At 39.3% G+C, this 17,945-nt stretch carries 22 protein-coding genes; 14 read left to right on the forward strand and 8 right to left on the reverse strand.

Going from position 1 to position 17,945, the window contains the following annotated elements; genetic code table 11:
* Positions 1 to 15 precede the first annotated feature (15 nt).
* The 3 genes from A9970_RS01800 to A9970_RS01810 are packed head-to-tail and all read left to right on the forward strand — an operon-like array spanning position 16 to position 1,527.
* Positions 16 to 627, forward strand: a complete 612-nt coding sequence (locus A9970_RS01800; RefSeq protein ID WP_070569984.1) for a hypothetical protein — start codon at positions 16 to 18, stop codon at positions 625 to 627.
* Between the two features lie 36 nt (positions 628 to 663).
* Complete coding sequence (locus A9970_RS01805; protein WP_070569828.1) at positions 664 to 1,299, forward strand: phosphatase PAP2 family protein; 636 nt, start codon at positions 664 to 666, stop codon at positions 1,297 to 1,299.
* 39 nt (positions 1,300 to 1,338) lie between these two features.
* Complete coding sequence (locus A9970_RS01810) at positions 1,339 to 1,527, forward strand: hypothetical protein (protein ID WP_139145089.1); 189 nt, start codon at positions 1,339 to 1,341, stop codon at positions 1,525 to 1,527.
* Between the two features lie 1,942 nt (positions 1,528 to 3,469).
* Here A9970_RS01810 and A9970_RS01815 read toward each other — a convergent pair.
* Both A9970_RS01815 and A9970_RS28595 read right to left on the reverse strand, forming a co-directional pair.
* A complete protein-coding gene (locus A9970_RS01815) occupies positions 3,470 to 3,682 on the reverse strand; it encodes a hypothetical protein (RefSeq protein WP_070569832.1) in 213 nt (70 codons plus the stop codon).
* 1,408 nt (positions 3,683 to 5,090) lie between these two features.
* Positions 5,091 to 5,213 (reverse strand): hypothetical protein, encoded by a 123-nt coding sequence (locus A9970_RS28595; RefSeq protein ID WP_259655314.1) that lies wholly within the window; start codon positions 5,211 to 5,213, stop codon positions 5,091 to 5,093.
* 536 nt (positions 5,214 to 5,749) lie between these two features.
* Here A9970_RS28595 and A9970_RS01820 point away from each other — a divergent pair.
* Positions 5,750 to 6,424 (forward strand): hypothetical protein, encoded by a 675-nt coding sequence (locus A9970_RS01820; protein WP_182981076.1) that lies wholly within the window; start codon positions 5,750 to 5,752, stop codon positions 6,422 to 6,424.
* 16 nt (positions 6,425 to 6,440) lie between these two features.
* On the opposite strand, the gene A9970_RS01825 is transcribed toward A9970_RS01820, so the two are convergent.
* On the reverse strand, positions 6,441 to 6,923 hold the full coding sequence (locus tag A9970_RS01825) for a tetratricopeptide repeat protein (protein WP_139145090.1): 483 nt from the start codon (positions 6,921 to 6,923) through the stop codon (positions 6,441 to 6,443).
* A gap of 225 nt (positions 6,924 to 7,148) precedes the next feature.
* On the opposite strand from A9970_RS01825, the gene A9970_RS01830 reads away from it, so the two are divergent.
* The 10 genes from A9970_RS01830 (at position 7,149) to A9970_RS01865 (ending at position 14,315) form a co-directional block, all read left to right on the forward strand.
* Positions 7,149 to 8,348, forward strand: a complete 1,200-nt coding sequence (locus A9970_RS01830) for a di-heme oxidoredictase family protein (RefSeq protein WP_070569840.1) — start codon at positions 7,149 to 7,151, stop codon at positions 8,346 to 8,348.
* A gap of 1 nt (position 8,349) precedes the next feature.
* Positions 8,350 to 8,793, forward strand: a complete 444-nt coding sequence (locus tag A9970_RS01835; protein WP_070569842.1) for a Rieske (2Fe-2S) protein — start codon at positions 8,350 to 8,352, stop codon at positions 8,791 to 8,793.
* Positions 8,786 to 10,030, forward strand: coding sequence for a hypothetical protein (locus tag A9970_RS01840; RefSeq protein WP_220801494.1), 1,245 nt, complete (start codon positions 8,786 to 8,788; stop codon positions 10,028 to 10,030). The genes A9970_RS01835 and A9970_RS01840 overlap by 8 nt, the downstream gene beginning before the upstream one ends.
* Before the next feature lie 199 nt (positions 10,031 to 10,229).
* On the forward strand, positions 10,230 to 10,979 hold the full coding sequence (locus A9970_RS01845; protein ID WP_070569846.1) for an SDR family NAD(P)-dependent oxidoreductase: 750 nt from the start codon (positions 10,230 to 10,232) through the stop codon (positions 10,977 to 10,979).
* Between the two features lie 71 nt (positions 10,980 to 11,050).
* Positions 11,051 to 11,605 carry a hypothetical protein gene (locus A9970_RS28850; protein ID WP_310889256.1) on the forward strand — a complete coding sequence of 185 codons (555 nt, stop codon included), beginning with the start codon at positions 11,051 to 11,053 and terminating at the stop codon, positions 11,603 to 11,605.
* Positions 11,606 to 11,710: 105 nt separating this feature from the next.
* Positions 11,711 to 11,968, forward strand: a complete 258-nt coding sequence (locus A9970_RS28855; RefSeq protein WP_310889257.1) for a helix-turn-helix transcriptional regulator — start codon at positions 11,711 to 11,713, stop codon at positions 11,966 to 11,968.
* A gap of 148 nt (positions 11,969 to 12,116) precedes the next feature.
* Positions 12,117 to 12,560: a hypothetical protein gene (locus A9970_RS28420; protein WP_217493571.1), complete on the forward strand. Its 444-nt coding sequence runs from the start codon at positions 12,117 to 12,119 to the stop codon at positions 12,558 to 12,560.
* Entirely contained in the window at positions 12,544 to 13,014 is a 471-nt protein-coding gene (locus A9970_RS28425) for an AraC family transcriptional regulator (RefSeq protein ID WP_217493572.1), read from the forward strand. Before A9970_RS28420 ends, A9970_RS28425 begins: the two co-directional genes overlap by 17 nt.
* Positions 13,015 to 13,124: 110 nt before the next feature.
* Complete coding sequence (locus A9970_RS01860) at positions 13,125 to 13,664, forward strand: nuclear transport factor 2 family protein (RefSeq protein ID WP_070569848.1); 540 nt, start codon at positions 13,125 to 13,127, stop codon at positions 13,662 to 13,664.
* A 36-nt stretch (positions 13,665 to 13,700) separates the two neighbouring features.
* Positions 13,701 to 14,315 (forward strand): carboxymuconolactone decarboxylase family protein, encoded by a 615-nt coding sequence (locus tag A9970_RS01865; RefSeq protein WP_070569850.1) that lies wholly within the window; start codon positions 13,701 to 13,703, stop codon positions 14,313 to 14,315.
* A gap of 35 nt (positions 14,316 to 14,350) precedes the next feature.
* On the opposite strand, the gene A9970_RS01870 is transcribed toward A9970_RS01865, so the two are convergent.
* The 5 genes from A9970_RS01870 to A9970_RS01890 form a co-directional block, all read right to left on the reverse strand.
* Positions 14,351 to 14,908 (reverse strand): hypothetical protein, encoded by a 558-nt coding sequence (locus A9970_RS01870; protein ID WP_070569852.1) that lies wholly within the window; start codon positions 14,906 to 14,908, stop codon positions 14,351 to 14,353.
* 328 nt (positions 14,909 to 15,236) lie between these two features.
* Entirely contained in the window at positions 15,237 to 15,986 is a 750-nt protein-coding gene (locus A9970_RS01875; RefSeq protein ID WP_182981077.1) for a hypothetical protein, read from the reverse strand.
* A gap of 170 nt (positions 15,987 to 16,156) precedes the next feature.
* Complete coding sequence (locus A9970_RS01880; RefSeq protein WP_070569857.1) at positions 16,157 to 16,912, reverse strand: metallophosphoesterase; 756 nt, start codon at positions 16,910 to 16,912, stop codon at positions 16,157 to 16,159.
* Positions 16,913 to 16,926: 14 nt separating this feature from the next.
* On the reverse strand, positions 16,927 to 17,346 hold the full coding sequence (locus tag A9970_RS01885) for a DUF4262 domain-containing protein (RefSeq protein ID WP_070569858.1): 420 nt from the start codon (positions 17,344 to 17,346) through the stop codon (positions 16,927 to 16,929).
* A gap of 282 nt (positions 17,347 to 17,628) precedes the next feature.
* Positions 17,629 to 17,913, reverse strand: a complete 285-nt coding sequence (locus A9970_RS01890) for a hypothetical protein (RefSeq protein ID WP_070569859.1) — start codon at positions 17,911 to 17,913, stop codon at positions 17,629 to 17,631.
* Between the last annotated feature and the right edge of the window lie 32 nt (positions 17,914 to 17,945).

Consider the following 17,945-nt stretch of genomic DNA (forward strand, 5'->3'; position numbering starts at 1 on the left):
AATATGGTACATAAAATGAAATACGGACATAACTATGAAATTTTGAGGGGGCAAGTCCGCGAATATGTTGAAATGCTTTTTTCCATGTTCTGGACACCAAAGCTAGTCTATCATAACCTTGGACATACTCAAAGGGTAGTTGTTCGCGCCCTTGAGATCTCGGGTGATTTTAACCTGACCGGAGAAGAACTGTTTATACTGGAGACCGCGGCATGGTTCCATGATACTGGCCAACTGATCGCTGATCCGCAAGGACATGAAGAGCGGAGCGCCGATTTTATGGAAGTCTTTTTCAGGGGCAAAGGGCTTCCCACTGAGATAACCGACAAAATTGAGGAATGCATCTTGGCAACCACAATGCCACAGCAACCGACCGGACAGCTCGAGATGATACTTTGCGATGCAGACACCTACAACTTGGGTACCGAAGAATTTCAGCTGACCGACGCGCTGATCAAACGAGAACTTATGGCCCGTGGATCTATGCCGGTGGGTAATTGGGACATGAATACCCTTGCGCTGCTGCTTAATCACCGCTTTTTTACCCCGTACTGTAAGGAGCTACTTAATTATGGTAAGACCACTAATATACGTATGATCAGGGAGCGTATCCGCGCAGGCAATTGACAGAGATTAAGGACCGGTTTGGGCCACACAAAAGATATGAAAACTAAAAAAACATTTTTTTTAAGCTTTTTTATTATTGCTGCTTTTCACGGCAGCATACTGGGGCAAACTGTTGACAAGGATAGTATCCCGAAAGAAACCAGTCCTGGCACTGGCTCCTTTAACATCAGAATGTCAACCTTGGGCATTGTCGCTTCTTTGACATCAATCAGTTACGGATCTCTAAAGCAGGGAAATCACCAACTGAGAGATATAGATCTTGCTGTCAGGCAGGAGTTTGCATTGGAACATCCTCATCCTAAGTTTAGGGCTGATGATTATCTCCAGTTTGCCCCTGCAGGGACAGTTCTGCTATTGGGCGCCACAGGGGTAAAGGGACAGAACAGTTTGCAGGACCAGGCTGGTCTTTATATCCTTTCCAACTTGTTTTTAAATGCCACCTGTCAGTCTATAAAACGAATTGCCAAAGTCACAAGGCCAAATGGAACAAGCAACGCATTTCCATCCGGACACACGGCAGAAGCATTCGCATCGGCAGAGTTTTTGAGTATAGAATACCGAAGACAGTCGATAGCTTTTCCAGTTGCAGGTTATATTTCTGCGTTTGCCGTTGGATATCTCCGAATGTATAACAACAAGCATTCCAGGCCGATGCATCCAGAAACACAGTAAAGAAGTACCTGTCCTCTTCCAAGGATTCTGGCTTTACCTATGATGAGGTCAATACCTTCAATGACAAAGAGTTGGGGGCTTTTTGGTAAATGCAAGGAGCAGGCCTACTCTGATCGTATGCAATCCATGCTACGTTGTTTTCCCAATGTAGATAGAGAACGTAAGCGTACCGGTGTGAGCCGGCATATGTTATGGCTAGAATATCTCAAAGAATTTCCTGATGGTTAGCAATACAGTCAGTTCTGTTTTTACTTCAACCAATGGAAGGCCAGGGTAAACCCTCTAATGCATATGGATCACAAAGCTGGCCAGAAGCTTTTTATGTGGATTTTGCCGGGGAAGTTATTCATCACCGATAGGGATACTGGTGAGATCCTGGCTGAAGGGTCTTCATAGCGATCCTTGACGCTAGCTAGCTTACATATGTAGAAGCGGTAATGAGCCAACAGAAAGAAGACTTTATTTCTGCCTGCGAAAACACAATGCACTACATAGGAGGCGTTCCGGAAGCCATTGTTCCTGACAACCTGAAGGCAGCCGTAACCAAGACCAGCGGCTACGAACCTACCCTGAATGAGACACTACCGTTCTTCCGGCCAAGGCTTTTCACCCGAGCGATAAAGCTTTGGTGGAAGGAGCTGTCAAGATCATGTATACGGGGATTTTAGCGCCTTTGAGGAAGATGGTCTACCACTCTTTGAAGGAGCTTAATGAAGCTATCCATAGAGAGCTGGAAGCTCATAATAACTGCTTATTACAGGGCCGTAACAATAGCAGACGGTAACAGTTTGAAGAAGTAGAACGGGATGCCCTTGCACAACTTGGCTAAATCAGTATAAAAAAAGGTGAACTAGAATACATATTTCCAGCGTCAAGCCATAACTTATTCAATAAAAAAGACAAGAGCCCCTCGATATCGAAGGGCTCTTGTCTTTTTTATGAAAAATCTTGAGTGGTACCGTGCTCGGAACATGGTTTGAGCACCTCGGGCAATTTATTTGATCATTTAGAGTTGATTTCAAAAAATTACTAGCAAGACCGCTTTTATGTATTGTCAAGATGGAATTACAATTTTTCACAACAGCAGTTTAAAAGATAACATGAAAGATAACGACTGGTGGTATGATGTGCAGATAGAAATTGCCTCCAAATATTCTACGCGAAGATGCCAAGGGAAATAATACTTTCGGAAGCGCTAAGTATGCAGGAAGAGACAAGTAAAGTACGGTTCAAATTTGAAGGAAGATAATGATTGGTTAAGAAGGGAAAAATGAAGTTAAAAACCCGGAAGCGTTTTAGCACTTCCGGGTGAAATGGTCCCATTAATAATACTCAACGCACAATTTTCTATTAAAAAAACCAAATCACACAAATTTATGAGATTTTAATTATTTATCAACGGCAGATGTCTGCGGTTTCTGCTCATTGGTAAATATCCGGGCAGCAATACTCATTAAGGCACTTGCTAACATTATTACTCCTTTTTTTCAGCCTGCTTGCATCGATCGGCATTGCGGCCACCAATACGCCATTGGAAAAGATACTCCGTGAAATCCGGGAGTAAAGCGGCTACGGTTTTATTTTCAGTAGCCGACAGGCGGCGAAGTTCAGGGCGGTTACGATCTATATCAAAAGCGCAAGCAGTTTTTAAGGATCAGCCTCTTATCTGTGAGATCGACAATATTTCTTTCCAGATTCAAGTCTAATACTCTTTAAAAAAATGATTACCACGCAAAAATCGTATTGGGAGTAGCCAATAAAAACTACGGAGAGATTATTTTGAACCGCTTTTCTTCTGCTTATTTATATCCTATTGGCCTCACCAAAGGCTAGCCGCCATCTGTCCATCAATATTATTTTAGAGCTGTCGCAGATTTATCGAATTCGTCAATATGCAATCGTTGCATACATCAATTGCGGATTAAAAGGAAAGTGTCATTTTAATTAATGCACCGAACTTTGGGTGTCCAATGAAGAGATTAGATGTGATGTTGGCCAACTTACTTTAATTTCGGTATCGCATTATAACATGATCTTCATCGTTATAGTTAAATGCCTTAGATGTCTGATAACAAAGCAGTAAAGCAAAGCTGCCCTACACTCCCCGATAGGGGATGATATGTAAAAGTAACAGTCCTGTTATTACAGGACTGTTACTTAAAATAAATCGCTACTTCATGCCATGCTTGTGACTGTGTTTCTTGGTTGCCTCTTCAGCATGATCATTGGCCTTCTTACTGCTCTCAGCTGCCGATTTTGCATGCTCTGCAGCTTTCTCATCATTGCCTTCCTGATGCGCTTTGTGTGCATTTTGATGGTGTTTTGATGCTTCATCATGATGCTTTGCCGCATCATGGTGGTGGTTGTGCTTTGTTTCAGACATAATAAAAAGTTTTAGAGTAGATAGTACACAATCGCGTCACAAAAGTTCGTTGTTTTGTGTTATGGGTTTGTGATTAACATTATTCATGTACATTGCGTTATGTGTAGGGAATTTGCTCAACTGTGATCAGCAAGACGTTACTGGAAATAGAAAAATATGATATCTGAACTGGCTGAAAAAATAAAATCTTTTAACATAGCATTGCATTACAGTTGCTTCGTTGGAGCGGAGTTCGGGTAAATTTTTTAAAGATTAACAGACGACACATAAGAAATTGAAGGTGTCTCCGGTATGTGATCTTCAAAAAGTATAGATGTAAAGAAAGAGTACAGATTTGCTTACCTGCGATAGGATCTTTGATGCGGATTATGGCAATAAAGGCTTTCGGCTGCTTGGTATATGTCATAAAGTATCGTACTGAAAGAAATGTGTTGGATTCCTCGAACTTATTATGGAATTTGAGCGTTAATTTGATAAATGATAGATGACAATTAGTTTGTTGCCGTTAACGTAGTTAAACTGGTTAGTCCATACTATAATATACCCTAAAATATTAACGGCGGGAAGAACTGAACAATTTATTGCGGGTGCCAGTGGTTGTACAGGTTGACATTTATCGATATCTTTTACGGAATTTAGAGCCTACTAGAAGGAGCGTTTAATTAAGGCATTCCAAAAGGAAAAGTTTACTGTCACTTATATTGGGGATGGAGTGAATGATGTGTCTACTATCTATACAGCATTTAACGGCATATCTACCCATAAGGCGGTTGGCGCAGCGCGTGAAGCGGCGGACTTTGTATTGTTGCAGAGGACTTGTCTGTATTGTCCGGTGGAGTACACGAAAGCCGCCCCTGACGAGCAGGTGCGGCAAGTGGTTTCTGATATTGGGGCAGCCTTCGTTTCATGTCAACGTATGGCTCCCTGTACCTGCTTCTACTACGGATTTTTTATGGCTGTCGAATCTAGACACACTTCACGAAATGGTTACTGGAGAATCATTCTTTGTTATGCGATTATCCCCAATATTTTAATACTTATATTTTTCAAATATAGGGCAAAGCACATGAAAGGAGTTAACTGGCCTTATAAAGGAATTGCCTAAAAAATTCCATTATGAAATGAAGACGGTCTATTACATCACGATGTCGGTATTGCTGATTTGCATTCTTTCAAATGCCTATTGTCTACTTATCCTGAAGCATACTACAATACCATTAAAGGTAATTGATATTATAACTCCGGCAGTGGTATTGTTTTATTTAGCATTCATTATTCACCGAAGAAGAACCGACCCAAAAAAACGAAATGAAGAAATCGACCGCCATTTCAGTAAAAATTAAAAGGCGCTAAAAGTTCTCGGACTAGCTGTCACCTTACGAAATCATTATTCAAAGCCAGTTTAATCCTATTCAGCCTCCCGCAAATTTCTCTCAATATCAGTGCCGATATACAAGGTATGCGGAGCCGTGGGCGAAATGCTTTTTCCGAAAACACCTGTAAGCATATTCAGCAAAGAATTTTTAGCCATCCTTATATTCATTATTATTCGATTCCCGTATCAAAGGATTGTTGCCATAGTGAAATGGTAATGCTTTTGCCTATTCCTCCATACAGCAGTTCCACTTTTTGTGCAGCAGGATTGAGCAAAAATGGCTTATAATACAATATTCCTACCAGTACCAGCTCTTAAAAAATAAATGTTCTAGCTAACAGACCATATGAAGAGCCCGAACAATCCTTGCCTATTGCGTTTCTAAGCTGTGTCGTTGTGATCATGCGGGATAAAGACAAAATGGTTGGAAAGACTTATACAGATATTCAATTTATCAGAACATGGGAAAAGGAGCGATTTATATTGTTGAGAGACGAAATACCAAGAGCACTTTCGTCTTAGAGCTTGAACAGGAAATAACATGGCTTGGTTTCAAATTTTAACCGATCTTACTATTAAGCGCTTACATGCTTGCTAATAATTCATTGTTATTAACTTGGCGGTCAATATTGGCTGGAATTTTGATGCTTTAGCTCATTATCCGAAAGGTAACAGATCCAATGATTAATTAAATGGAAAAGTACGTAGTCGATTATAGTGAGATAGCTTATTTCAAAGGAATCCGAATTTTATTCGAACATCTAGAGGAGGGCCTTGATCATGCCGAGAAAAATGGCATTAAAGAAGTTTGCGTATGGACGGATGGCGATTGGAGCAAACAAGTGGTCAATTTAGATTTTCTGAAAGGTCGGGGTTTTATTGAAACTTTTCACTGGCTTGTTCCAATGTCCAAAAAGTCAAACATCGACGGGCTGAAATATCTATCCGAGCTTAAAAACCTGCGCTGGACTGCTGCGGGCGATTTTAAACTTGACCTTTCTATCTTCCCAATTTTGGAGGAACTAAACATAGGTTACGGTCCGAAAATAAAGGGATGGGAACAATTGGTTAAATTAAAGCGGCTACAAATTGCAGCTTTAAAAACAGAAGATCTATCCTTGTTACAACAGGCCCATGACCTGGAATACCTCCGTATAATCGGTGGCTCTATTGTTACAATATCAGGAATTGAAAAGTGTCAAAAGCTAAAGACGCTCTTGCTGCAAAAGTGTACGCAGCTGAGAGGTATTAAAACAACGATTTCGGAATTACATGAATTGGAGCAGTTAAATCTTGAAAGCTGTAAAAACATCGACATCACAAAGGAATTAGCCGGGCATATGGTCAAACATGTTTCAATTATTTAAAGATAGCTGTTCCTGCCTACTTCTTTTTTACAGAACTTTTTTGAGGTTTGTTACTTTGCAAAGCGAGCTTTTTGCGCGCGACTTCTAATCTTTTTCTCCATGTTGCAACCGGTGGGTCTTCATATACAGGTAACCCCTGTTCATTAATTAGCCCCATGCTTTTGGCAAGCTTTAAACTAATATCAGCTGAAGTGGTATTGTCCTTTTGCCATTGACGCCGATCTTCTGCCATTTCTTGTTGATAGGATTCGATTGCTTTACTGATAAGTTCAACTTCCTTTTCATATTTCTTTTGTTTGCGGAACAAAATCATTAAGCGGTTATATGCTACAGGGTAAGTTGGTGCTCTTTTAATCGCTGCGGTATATGATTTTACAGCCTCTTTATAATTACCTTCCTGCTCTAAGGAAAGACCTTTTTCTATCAATTCTTTTAAAGATAATCTTGCTGCCATTTCTCTTAAATAATTAATCAATAGGCGTGCTCCAGTTTGATGCATGTTCGCCCGATTATCGCCAACTCCAACGTTTTTTGTTGTTGATAACTCCTACAACAGGAAACAATCGCTCTATCTGTATTTGGATCGTATTACCCGATGAAATTTATTTTCTAAAGTTAAATAAACCTCTGAGTATATCAAGGCTACAAAAATAGAAAGTGAAAATAATTTTGTTAGATTGATCTAACTTTATATTTTTGTCAATGAATTTTATTTATTAGACTAATGAAAAAGACCTACATTGTATTATTGGGAATCATTACACTGCTAATTGGTATCCAATCTTGTGAAAAATTGGAGCCTGGGGCACCACCTGAAGATGAATTATTAGACGGTCCGATAGAAGGGCTGAATTATGAAGAGAGGCAGCGGTTTTTAAATGGCGATGCTACTTTTAATGATGAGGTTTTTACTGTTGAGAAAGGATTAGGGCCGTTATTTGTATCTAATAGTTGTGTTAGCTGCCATTCAGGGGATGGGAAAGGGCATCCTTTTTCAACTCTGACACGCTTTGGTCAAACAGATGAGACAGGAAATAAATTTCTTCATCATGGCGGCCCGCAGTTGCAGAACCGTGCTATTCCTGGGTATCTGCCGGAAACGATACCGGCCGGGGCAACATTTTCAAAATTTACACCACCGGCAGTTACCGGCTTAGGGTTATTGGAATCTGTTCCTGATGACTTACTATTAGCAATGGCTGATCCGGAAGATGCAGATGGTGATGGTATATCAGGACGGGTAAATTGGATCAACCTTCCCTCGTTTGTAACTCCACGCAGCAATGCTGTTTCCCTTGATGGAAAGTATATCGGAAGATTCGGGAAAAAAGGAAGTGTTTATAATCTTTTACAACAGACTGTTGATGCTTTTGCGCAAGACATGGGTATTGCAACAGTATATAATCCTGTTGATGTTTATTCAGGCGACGAAATTGATCCGGAAATTGAAACTCAAAGAGTAAATGATCTTGCATTCTACCTGAAAACTTTAAAAGCACCGATTCAAAGAAATCAAAATGATCCCGATGTTGTTTACGGAAAATCAATTTTTACTTCTTTAAAATGTACCAGTTGTCATAAACCTCAACTGACTACCGGGGATTCACCAATATCGGCTTTAGCATTCAAGGAATTTTCGCCTTATACAGACCTCTTGTTACACGATATGGGACCAGGTTTAGATGATGGCTATACGGAAGGAACAGCAAGAACGTATGAATGGCGGACTCCACCACTTTGGGGACTTGGTCTTTCTGCTCAATCTCAAGGAGGCAAGTTTTACCTGCTGCATGACGGGCGCGCAAAAAGTATTGAAGAGGCGATAGAAATGCATGGAGGAGAAGCTTCACAGGCTCGACAGCGTTATAGAAATCTTTCCCAGAACGACCAGGCAGCTCTCATTAAATTCCTCAAATCGCTTTAAAATGGACAGGAAAGAATTCATTAAACAATGCGGTTATGCCTGCATTAGTTCCAGCCTTGCCATATTGCTCCTGGAAGGCTGTGCTTCTTCAAAGATCGTTAGTGGTGTTATTGTGGACTCAGATATTGTTGTACCTATCGCTGCTTTTTTAAGCGGTAAAGGAGAAGAATACTATAGAAAGTATATCGTTGTCGACCATACGCTATTAAAATATCCTATCTGTGTATTCAGGTATGGGGAAAATGATTATTCAGCTTTGCTTATGCAATGCACGCACCAGGGGGCAGAGCTCCAGGTGTTTGGAGATCGCCTTCAATGTCCTGCTCATGGAAGCGAATTTGATAACAAGGGCAAAGTTAAGAATGGCCCTGCAGATACGCATTTGCGGACTTTTCCTATAACAATATTCAACAATCAAATTAAAATCTCCCTTAGAAATGTATAAAATAAAAATTTTGTTCATCGTGACATTATTCGTCATGACAGGAACTTCCCAATTGTTGTATGCCCAAATAGATACCTCGCTCTTTAAGCGGGTCGTGCCCTTAGATTCTACAAAAAAAAGCATGAATATGGATGCTATTTATAACCGTCCATTACTATCCTTGGGCAGATTGCCAGTTACTGTAGGTGGTTATATGGAAGCCAACCGGCAGCATATGGGTAAAGATGGAGTTAATGAAGGACATCAATTTCAGTTCAGGAGATTTACCGTTTTTCTTGCTTCAACAATTAGTAAAAAAATCAAATTTATATCCGAACTGGAATTTGAGCCCGCTGATCGTGAAATTTCAGTGGAATTTGCTGCACTTGATATTGAGTTTCATCCGTTACTGAATTTGCGTGGTGGGATGATTGTAAATCCCATTGGGGCCTTCAATCAGAATCACGACGGTCCTAAATGGGAGTTTATAGACCGTCCGATTTCAGCGACCCAAATGCTTCTGGCAACCTGGAGTAACGCAGGTTTCGGCTTGTATGGTAAAAAATATAACGGTGATTGGATGTTTGGTTACGAGGCCTATTTATCCAGCGGATTTGATGGGAGCATTATAAACAATAAACAAAATAGGACTTATTTGCCCGCAGCTAAAGATAACCCGGAACGCTTCGAGGAATCTGTTAGTGGAGAACCTTTGTATACCGGTAAAATAGCTGTGCGAAACAATAAAATAGGAGAATTGGGACTTTCTTACATGGAGGGCGCTTATAATAAATATAGAGATGATGGAAACACCATTGATGACAGGAGAACATTAAACATATTTGCTTTAGACTTTAATACTACCGTTCCCCATTTAGAAACTTTTGTTACCGGAGAATGGGCATGGGTACATGTTGATGTTCCTCGTAATTATACCCAGCAATATGGCAATAGACAGTATGGCGGCTTTGTTGATATTGTTCAGCCAGTTTTAAAAAGAAAAATGTTAGGGTGGGAAAATGCGACTATCAATCTCGCTTGCCGCCTGGAATTTGTAGACTGGAATGTCGGAAGATTCAATGAAACCGGTGAAAAAATAGGTGACCAAACCTGGAGCATGATGGGAGCAATCAGTTTCCGACCTAATGCCCAAACGGTATTAAGACTTAATTACAGGCACCAGCAAACAAGAGATTTATTAAATAATGCTCCTACATTGATGGGGGGATTAAGCTTTGGTATTTCCACATATTTTTAATCATCCGCAATGGTAGGTTTCAATTGTTAAGTGAAGCTAAGAAGTAGCAATCACTAAAAATTCACTATAATATCTGGTTAAAATTAGCTTAAGGAATTTCGCGAATCGTTTCCTCGTTTCGACTAAAAAATACCTCATTTTGACTTAAAAGTGTACAGGTCAATATATGACATTTGTATCATTAAAAATAATAATAAATATGCAAACAGAACAGAAGATTGCGCTTGTGACAGGAGCTAACACCGGAGTTGGCTTTCAGATTGCTAAAGCTTTAACAGAAAACAACTATATCGTTTTTATAGGTGCCAGGAGTATTGAAAAGGGCAAACATGCAGCCTTACAAATTGGAGAAAACGCCGTTGCCATTGAATTGGATGTAACTAAACAAGACACCATTGATGCAGCTGCTAGAGAGATACAGCAAAAATTTGGACGGCTTGATTTATTGGTAAATAATGCAGCGATTTCTCATGCTGGCAAACCCGGTAGAACCGTTGAAGAAATTCTGGCGAGTAATCAGGCAACTGCGCTTAGCGAAATACGGACGGTTTGGGAAACCAACGTGTTTGGTGTAGTTGCCGTAACACAAGCTTTTATTCCCCTATTAAAAAATGCCAAAGCTGCACGTATCGTTAACGTTTCAAGCGGAATGGGATCTTTGACATTAAACTCCAACCCGGACTTTATTTTCCGATCAGGTTTTGATGCTGTATATTCTACCTCTAAAACGGCGCTAAATGCCATTACACTTGCTTTTGCTATCGAACTTGAGAAAGCAAATATTAAAGTTAATGCGGTAAGTCCAGGCTATACGGCAACGGCTTTAAATAATTTTCAGGGAACCGATACACTTGAAGAAGGATCTAAGGAACCTATTCGTATTGCGCTGGATGAAAGTGGTGTTACTGGACAGTTTACGGGGCCTAATCAAGAAATTTTTCCCTGGTAATTATCGATTCGGAACAAATAATCTAAGGAGGACTCCGACTTTCTTCGATTATTTTTTTAGTAAATTTAAATATGAAAAAACAATCCAATGTAGGTCGGTTTGTATCTATTAACGAAATTCATAATGTCTGTGGTTTATCTAAGCCAAAGCATCCATTGATCAGTCTCACTCATTTAGAGAAATCCGCAGTGATTGATGATAAAGGGTTGCCTGCTTATGCTGTGCTTGATTTCTACAAAATAACCTTTGTATTGAATAACAAGGGAAGAGTAAAGTACGGCCAAGATTATTATGATTTTGATGAAGGCAGTATGATGTTTTTAGCTCCAAATCAGGTTGTAGGTCCGACGGAGTATGATGGCAAGGCGGAATTATTTGTATTTCTTATCCACCCTGACTATTTTTTAGGCTCCGCATTGGCAAAAAAAATAAAACAATATGGCTTTTTCTCCTATTCAGCAAAAGAAGCATTGCATTTATCGGAGAAAGAAAAAAATATTATTCTTTCGGTTTTTTATATCATAGAGCAAGAATTGAACGAAAGGATAGATGAATTTAGCCAGGAGGTCATACTTTCACAAATCGATTTGCTGTTAAATTATACTAACCTCTTCTATAAGAGGTAGTTTATCACCCGAATAATACCTAATAAAGATATTCTCCAAAAAACCGAAAATATCCTGGAAGATTACTTTAATTCTACCAAGACACTCGATTTTGGCGTTCCTTCCGTGCAATATATTTCCGAACAGCTCAATATTTCTGCGGGTTATCTAAGTGATATGTTACGGTCATTAATTGGCCAGAATGCACAGCAATATATCCACGGAAAACTAATTGAAAAAGCCAAAGAAAAATTGTCAACGACAAATCTATCCGTTTCAGAAATTGCTTACGAATTGGGCTTTGAACACCCACAATCATTTACAAAACTTTTCAAAAGTAAAACAGACATGTCTCCATTGAAATTTCGGAGCCTGTTTAATTGATACCTTTTTATTGAGTCAGTTAATTTTTTTTTTGAGATAAAAGTATTTACATTTGATGTAATATTTAATATGGCTTTATCGGTATTGCAGTATTTTTACCCATACTAGAGTCATGTTGGAAAATCTAGAAACTTCAGATGTGAATATTATGGAGAATTTATCTCAATACTATGAACGTTTACCATTTGCCAATCCAGAACAACTGTCTGAAAATAACGGTGGCCCAGGGCATTTTAATGTCTTCTTACGAGCGGAATCCAGCACTAATGTACCGTTCAATAGGCGTGACTTTTATAAAGTATCGCTGATCTTAAGCACCGGGCAGCTCTATTATGCCAATCGGTCAATCTTAATCGACAGACCGGCGCTCATGCTGTCCAGTCCTTTAATTCCTTATTCCTGGGAACCTGATACGGTACAGCAAGAAGGATGGTTCTGTATTTTTTTCGAAAAGTTTATTCCCCCAATTGATTTCAAGAATTTCATACTGGACTCCCCTTTATTCAGGACAGGGGGAACATCTCTTTTTTGTGGATGTGGATCGTCAAAGCATTATTACCGGTATCTTCAAAAATATGATGACAGAAATTAAGTCTGATTATCCGTTAAAGTATGAGGTTCTTCGAAACTATCTATATATATTGATTCATGAAGCCTTGAAGTTGAGCCCTCCGCAAAATTACACGAAACCGCTCGGCGCTCCCCAAAGAACGACAGCTCTGTTTTTTGAATTGCTGGAAAGGCAATTTCCAGTAAGTAATCATCATATTATTTTAAAATTGAAGACAGCCAGGGATTATGCTGATGCATTGTCGGTAAATCAAGATTACCTAAATCAAATATTAAAAACCAATACCGGAAAGACGACTACACAGCATATTACTTTAAGGATCATTAAAGAAGCATATCGCTTACTTCAAAATCAAGACTGGAGTATTAATGAAATAGCCTTTGCACTAGGTTTTGAAGAGCCTTCTTATTTAAGCAATTTCTTTCGTAAAAATACCAATGTCACGCCTAGTTCTGTTCGTAAATCAGCACTCTGAAAATTATATTTAATAGTCTGAATATTGCAAGCTGTCTGTTTTACAATTATATAATTTTGAATCTGTAAATTCATCTGAACGATTGATTACTTCAAAATTTAAATTGTAACATGAAAAAAGACATTGAAAATCAAACAATTGAACAGCGCTTAAGGAATATTGAAGACCGTCTTGAAATATACAGCTTACTGGCGTGCCATCCCCTGAGTGCTGATACGGGAGCCGATTATTATACTCGGCAGGTATATGTGGAAGATAGCGTTTTTGATCGCGGACCGCTTCCTGGTGCACACGGTCGAGAAGCTATCGCAATGTTCATCCAAAAACCCGAACACCACCAGGCAATCGAAATGGGGCTCGCTCATTTTACTGGTCTTCCTTATGTTGATGTTCGCGGTGATGAAGCCTTTGTCACTTCTTATCTTCAGATACTAACCCGAGATGTTCACGGAGAAGAAAGAGAATTACCGAATCATGGATTTTCAAAAGGGTATAGAATCCATCGTGTCCTGGCTAACCGTTGGTCACTCATTCGTACGCAGGATGGTTGGAAAATCAAATCACGAAAGTTAATACCACTTGAAGGTTCTTCAGATGCAACAGATATCTTGGCACAGGGACTCGAAGCATTTTCCGAAAAAAAGTCCTAGATATTAAATGTAGATTTTAAAAAGTAAAGATAAAAGATGGAAAGTAAAACTTTGGATCTTGCTCCTAATGGCGGCCGGTTACCTCTTCTGTATCCTAATGAATTGTCATCGCTGCAGAAGGAATTACATCAGCATTTTCAAGATCATCTGATAAGCTGGTCTAAGAAAGTAGGTTTCAAACTAGCATTATCAGATGGGAGATTGCTCGGTCCCCTTAACGGTTTCTTATACAGTCCGGTGATCAGCAAGGCCTATCATCAATGGGTGGATGTAGAACATGAACATACTTCAATTCCGCCAAAAATCCGTACGATGGTAATTCTGATAATCGGAACTGCTTGGAATTCGGAGTTTGAGATTTATGCCCATAGCGAATCTGCCCGATACTTAGGATGGAGTGAAGCGGCTATCACGTCGATATTAAATGGTGAACAACCTGTAGGCTTAACACATACAGAGATGGTTGCCTATCGGTTTGCCAAATGCCTCATGGACAAAAAAAATGTAGACGATGATATCTATAAGCAAGCAATTGAAGCTTTCACTGAAAAAGGAGTAGTTGAACTCGTCCAGTTGATTGGTATTTTTCTAACCGTATCCGTTATGTTGAATGTTTTTAAAGTTCCCGTACCGGGTGTAGATTGCCATTGATTTGAATTCACTTTTTAAAGCAATAATATTGTCTTTTATGCCAATTCCAATTCCAATAATTTGGTAACAAAAACGTGTTCGTTTTCGAGGAAAACAACAACATAATCAAAGGCATTCGATTGGAGCCAGCTTAAATCACGAAATTCACCGTGATTGGTTTCAATCTTGCCTTTGTCATTAAAAACAAATTCATCTTCAAAATCGACGCTGGAATTGCTGCAAAAGTATATTCGGAAATGGTCAGCACCGTGGTTATCGTTATATTTTGAAAAGATAGGTTCTGAGTACTCCTTCAGCTCGACCATTTGACATTCGTATCCGTGTTTACGCTCATCAAAGATTACAATGTCTTTGGCACCTTTTCTTTCCGCATATATTACTAAAGGAACATTTCCTGATGATCCAACAAGACCATCCTCATACCTCATCCCACTAAACCGTATCTTAAATTGATCATTGCCGCTTGCAGGATCAATAATTAGTAATTTTATCCCAAGGTCTTCCAACCAATCTCTATTAATTTCAATGGGAAAATCATTCGAAGAAATTTCTTTCGAAAACGTTGAGAGATGTTCTGGGGTAACGTTGCGCATACGTTTTAAGACAGTTAATTGCTATTAAGTTACCAATTATTTTACAGTAGGAGAAATCATCGCCATGCGCTATAATAAAGGCAGGATAATGTTATCCCGCTCCAAGAAAAAGCTTACTTGAAAAAAGGATACTCAGTGAAAGATACTGGAGGCTATATTGGTGCTTTCGGATTTAATGATCCTTGAACCATCAAATCATTCTCTTTAAGCATGTCAACTTTTAATTTTGGGAAGTTGATAGTCAGTGGCCCTGAAATTAAGTCAGGACCAATGAATTCTTACAACGTTTTGATGCTATAATGTTCTTTTTGTGATAGCGTTAAGGTTATTAATACCATCCCGTTCCATATCCGCAAACGTAACTCATATCGATAGTGGATTCAAGCCGTTCATAATAAGAACTATCAACAAATGCGTAGTAAAAGAAAGAAGTAGCATCTGCCGCAATACCGACGATAACACCCGCTAGTTTCCTAAGCAATCCCCACGTTTCCTCCTGGGGATTATTCTTATAAAATTCCATCCAGAATAAACCTGAATAGCGAAATATAGATGCGGTTGACAAAAGAATTTCTTTCTCCTTTTCTGGCAATTTTTCAAGATATATCTTTTTTTCAAGCGTTACGAATGCTTCTTTGTAAGAACTGTAATCTTCTAATGTTTTAATGCGCTCTAAAATTGCTGACAGTTCTTTAAGAAATACTTTGGAACGGTTCGAAATTCTCTGGGAAAACAATACATCCTTAAAGTCTTTCTTAATTGCCATTTCCAATTTCAATGATTGTTCCGGCTTGGCATGTATGTTATAGAGTTCCTTGAAAAATTTGGCCAGGAAGACGCTTCTACCGTATCTCGTAGTATCTCGGGTTGTCTCCATATAGTTTATTAATGCATCAAGTCCAAGATTGTGGATTTTGCCCACTTCATCGAAAGGATTTTCAGGATTCGCTGCCTGTGCAAAATCCTTTTGCGGTTTTACTGCCGATTTTTTTACAGATGGAAGAGGGGCGGTCTGTTGTCCTTTCTGACAAGCAGCTGTACATAGGAGTAGAGCCGTCACAAAATACCATGTTTTCATATTTTCCTTGTTTATACCGGGCTGTAGTGCCTGGTATTACAAAGATGAAAACCGGTAGTGAGTTAAAGTGATGCTTTATATATAGCTACTATTTTTTTATAAAGATATATCTGAAATAAAGGGCAAGTTAATTGCCCGTGCAATTTTGACGCCAGCTAGCTTCAGAGAACCTAATGATATAATCGAACGACTGATTCAGATTGCCAATACTGCTTACTGTTTACATCCATGATAGTTAGTTTGCCGGTGTGGCCAGCGCCGGTGTCCAAATTAGTAATGTTTATCGCAGTCATCGGAAGATCTGTCTCCCAATTTGTGGTTGAAGTATGACCAATAAAAATCTCCTTAAACGAGGTTGGCATTTGAAAATCTTTTACTGTTCCACCCGCATCCTTATGGATTAATGCATCCGTCCATAAATCCCGGTCCCAATAATATTTACTGAACGCCTGCTGGTCAAAAGCAATTTCGCGATTAAAGCCCCCATGTACAAAACAGCGCTGCTGCTCATCAATATAATATAGCCTTTGATTCTGGAAAAACTGCCGGTGGGCAGCAGGGATGTCTGAGCTGTTTAATGATGTTTTATAACCGCTGCCGGATGGGATGCATATTACCTTTTTACCGGCGTGCTCTAGGTAGGATTCTATCGTAGCTTTACCTCCATAATTCCAATAAGCGGGATGGAAATCCGTTTGTAAAAAATCGTAAAACCAGGCATCGTGATTACCACGTATAGCTATGAGGTTCTTAATTTTCAATAATTCTTCAACACACTCATAACTCTGTCCGTATCCATCAACAACATCACCGAGCTGGATTAATGTATCCATTTCGTAATCGAATCCGGAACGCTCCAAACATTGCATCAACGCCCTATATGCGCCGTGTATATCACCCATTACAAACACCCGTTCTCCTGTCATAATCAATCGTCTCCTTATATACCAGTATATTCGAATTGGGCACTAAATACTTCACCCTCGTAATTACCATCCTTATTGGGAAACACGACCCGCAAAAGCTTGCGGTTATATTCTATAGCTTCGATAAATTCGACGCTCAGGTTGTTTCCAACTTTTTTTTCATATCGTCGATTAGGCTCGAAATGTTCGCCGTTTTTAATCTGATCTATAATACAACTCAATATTTGGTGGGCAACTTCCGTGGAAAGTGGAAAACAGATCTGCAGATCCGGGTGGCCGAAGGATTCTGGCAGACCATGGGTATGATAATTGATGTGGTTCGGAAAATTATCGTCATTCGGGACAAAATGAACATACCAGCCATGCTTGTCCATCATATCCCTGCTCCAGGCGTCAAGTTTTCTTTCGGGATCATCGAAATAAAAGAAGTTCATTATCAGTGGTTTAATTTCTTAATTGCATGTGGCCAAAGTTAAGAAACGTGTTGGCGATTACCTCCTGAACGGCCCATTTTCAGGGCAGGTTGATATAATTATTACTCTTCCATGGCCTTTCTAGCAGGCTATAATCCCTTTTGATACACATTAGAAAAAGTGGCAATTCATGGAGAATTTGCAATATCTAAATCGGATGAAAAATTTTTCCTTATGGCCTGAGCCTAAATGCGACAAGGGACAAGATTTTAGAACTTTATTTTATCCACTCTTTAAAAATCGTTAGTTTCTTTCCGGCTTTACTGTCTGCTGGCGATGAATTTCGCGTTTTAATTCTGGGAGTAAAAAGTAGCTTATCGTGAAAAAGAGTCCGATCGCTATAAGCAGAAATGCAATAATTTTCCCAATCCTTTCCAAGAAAGTGGTGCCTACTGCTTTTCCATAACTTTCAAAATGCTGTAGCCCTCCCGGCCCTCTTCTATAAAACCGTTGGCGGTTAATAGAAATATTGAGCGCTATGCCACCCAGCAACAAAATGATGCCTATAATCAATATAATAATTTCCATTGCTTATTTATCAGTTAGTTACATTATAAAAA

This window comes from Sphingobacterium sp. UME9, assembly GCF_014170215.1.
GTDB lineage: Bacteria > Bacteroidota > Bacteroidia > Sphingobacteriales > Sphingobacteriaceae > Sphingobacterium > Sphingobacterium paramultivorum.

Bases quoted from the DNA above. Each gene is read 5' to 3' on its own strand.
- A9970_RS01800 (WP_070569984.1), top strand. From the start codon at position 16: ATGAAATACGGACATAACTATGAAATTTTGAGGGGGCAAGTCCGCGAA.
- A9970_RS01805 (WP_070569828.1), top strand. From the start codon at position 664: ATGAAAACTAAAAAAACATTTTTTTTAAGCTTTTTTATTATTGCTGCT.
- A9970_RS01810 (WP_139145089.1), top strand. From the start codon at position 1,339: ATGATGAGGTCAATACCTTCAATGACAAAGAGTTGGGGGCTTTTTGGT.
- A9970_RS01815 (WP_070569832.1), bottom strand. From the start codon at position 3,682: ATGTCTGAAACAAAGCACAACCACCACCATGATGCGGCAAAGCATCAT.
- A9970_RS28595 (WP_259655314.1), bottom strand. From the start codon at position 5,213: ATGGCTAAAAATTCTTTGCTGAATATGCTTACAGGTGTTTTCGGAAAA.
- A9970_RS01820 (WP_182981076.1), top strand. From the start codon at position 5,750: ATGGAAAAGTACGTAGTCGATTATAGTGAGATAGCTTATTTCAAAGGA.
- A9970_RS01825 (WP_139145090.1), bottom strand. From the start codon at position 6,923: ATGCATCAAACTGGAGCACGCCTATTGATTAATTATTTAAGAGAAATG.
- A9970_RS01830 (WP_070569840.1), top strand. From the start codon at position 7,149: ATGAAAAAGACCTACATTGTATTATTGGGAATCATTACACTGCTAATT.
- A9970_RS01835 (WP_070569842.1), top strand. From the start codon at position 8,350: ATGGACAGGAAAGAATTCATTAAACAATGCGGTTATGCCTGCATTAGT.
- A9970_RS01840 (WP_220801494.1), top strand. From the start codon at position 8,786: ATGTATAAAATAAAAATTTTGTTCATCGTGACATTATTCGTCATGACA.
- A9970_RS01845 (WP_070569846.1), top strand. From the start codon at position 10,230: ATGCAAACAGAACAGAAGATTGCGCTTGTGACAGGAGCTAACACCGGA.
- A9970_RS28850 (WP_310889256.1), top strand. From the start codon at position 11,051: ATGAAAAAACAATCCAATGTAGGTCGGTTTGTATCTATTAACGAAATT.
- A9970_RS28420 (WP_217493571.1), top strand. From the start codon at position 12,117: ATGGAGAATTTATCTCAATACTATGAACGTTTACCATTTGCCAATCCA.
- A9970_RS28425 (WP_217493572.1), top strand. From the start codon at position 12,544: ATGATGACAGAAATTAAGTCTGATTATCCGTTAAAGTATGAGGTTCTT.
- A9970_RS01860 (WP_070569848.1), top strand. From the start codon at position 13,125: ATGAAAAAAGACATTGAAAATCAAACAATTGAACAGCGCTTAAGGAAT.
- A9970_RS01865 (WP_070569850.1), top strand. From the start codon at position 13,701: ATGGAAAGTAAAACTTTGGATCTTGCTCCTAATGGCGGCCGGTTACCT.
- A9970_RS01870 (WP_070569852.1), bottom strand. From the start codon at position 14,908: ATGCGCAACGTTACCCCAGAACATCTCTCAACGTTTTCGAAAGAAATT.
- A9970_RS01875 (WP_182981077.1), bottom strand. From the start codon at position 15,986: ATGAAAACATGGTATTTTGTGACGGCTCTACTCCTATGTACAGCTGCT.
- A9970_RS01880 (WP_070569857.1), bottom strand. From the start codon at position 16,912: ATGACAGGAGAACGGGTGTTTGTAATGGGTGATATACACGGCGCATAT.
- A9970_RS01885 (WP_070569858.1), bottom strand. From the start codon at position 17,346: ATGAACTTCTTTTATTTCGATGATCCCGAAAGAAAACTTGACGCCTGG.
- A9970_RS01890 (WP_070569859.1), bottom strand. From the start codon at position 17,913: ATGGAAATTATTATATTGATTATAGGCATCATTTTGTTGCTGGGTGGC.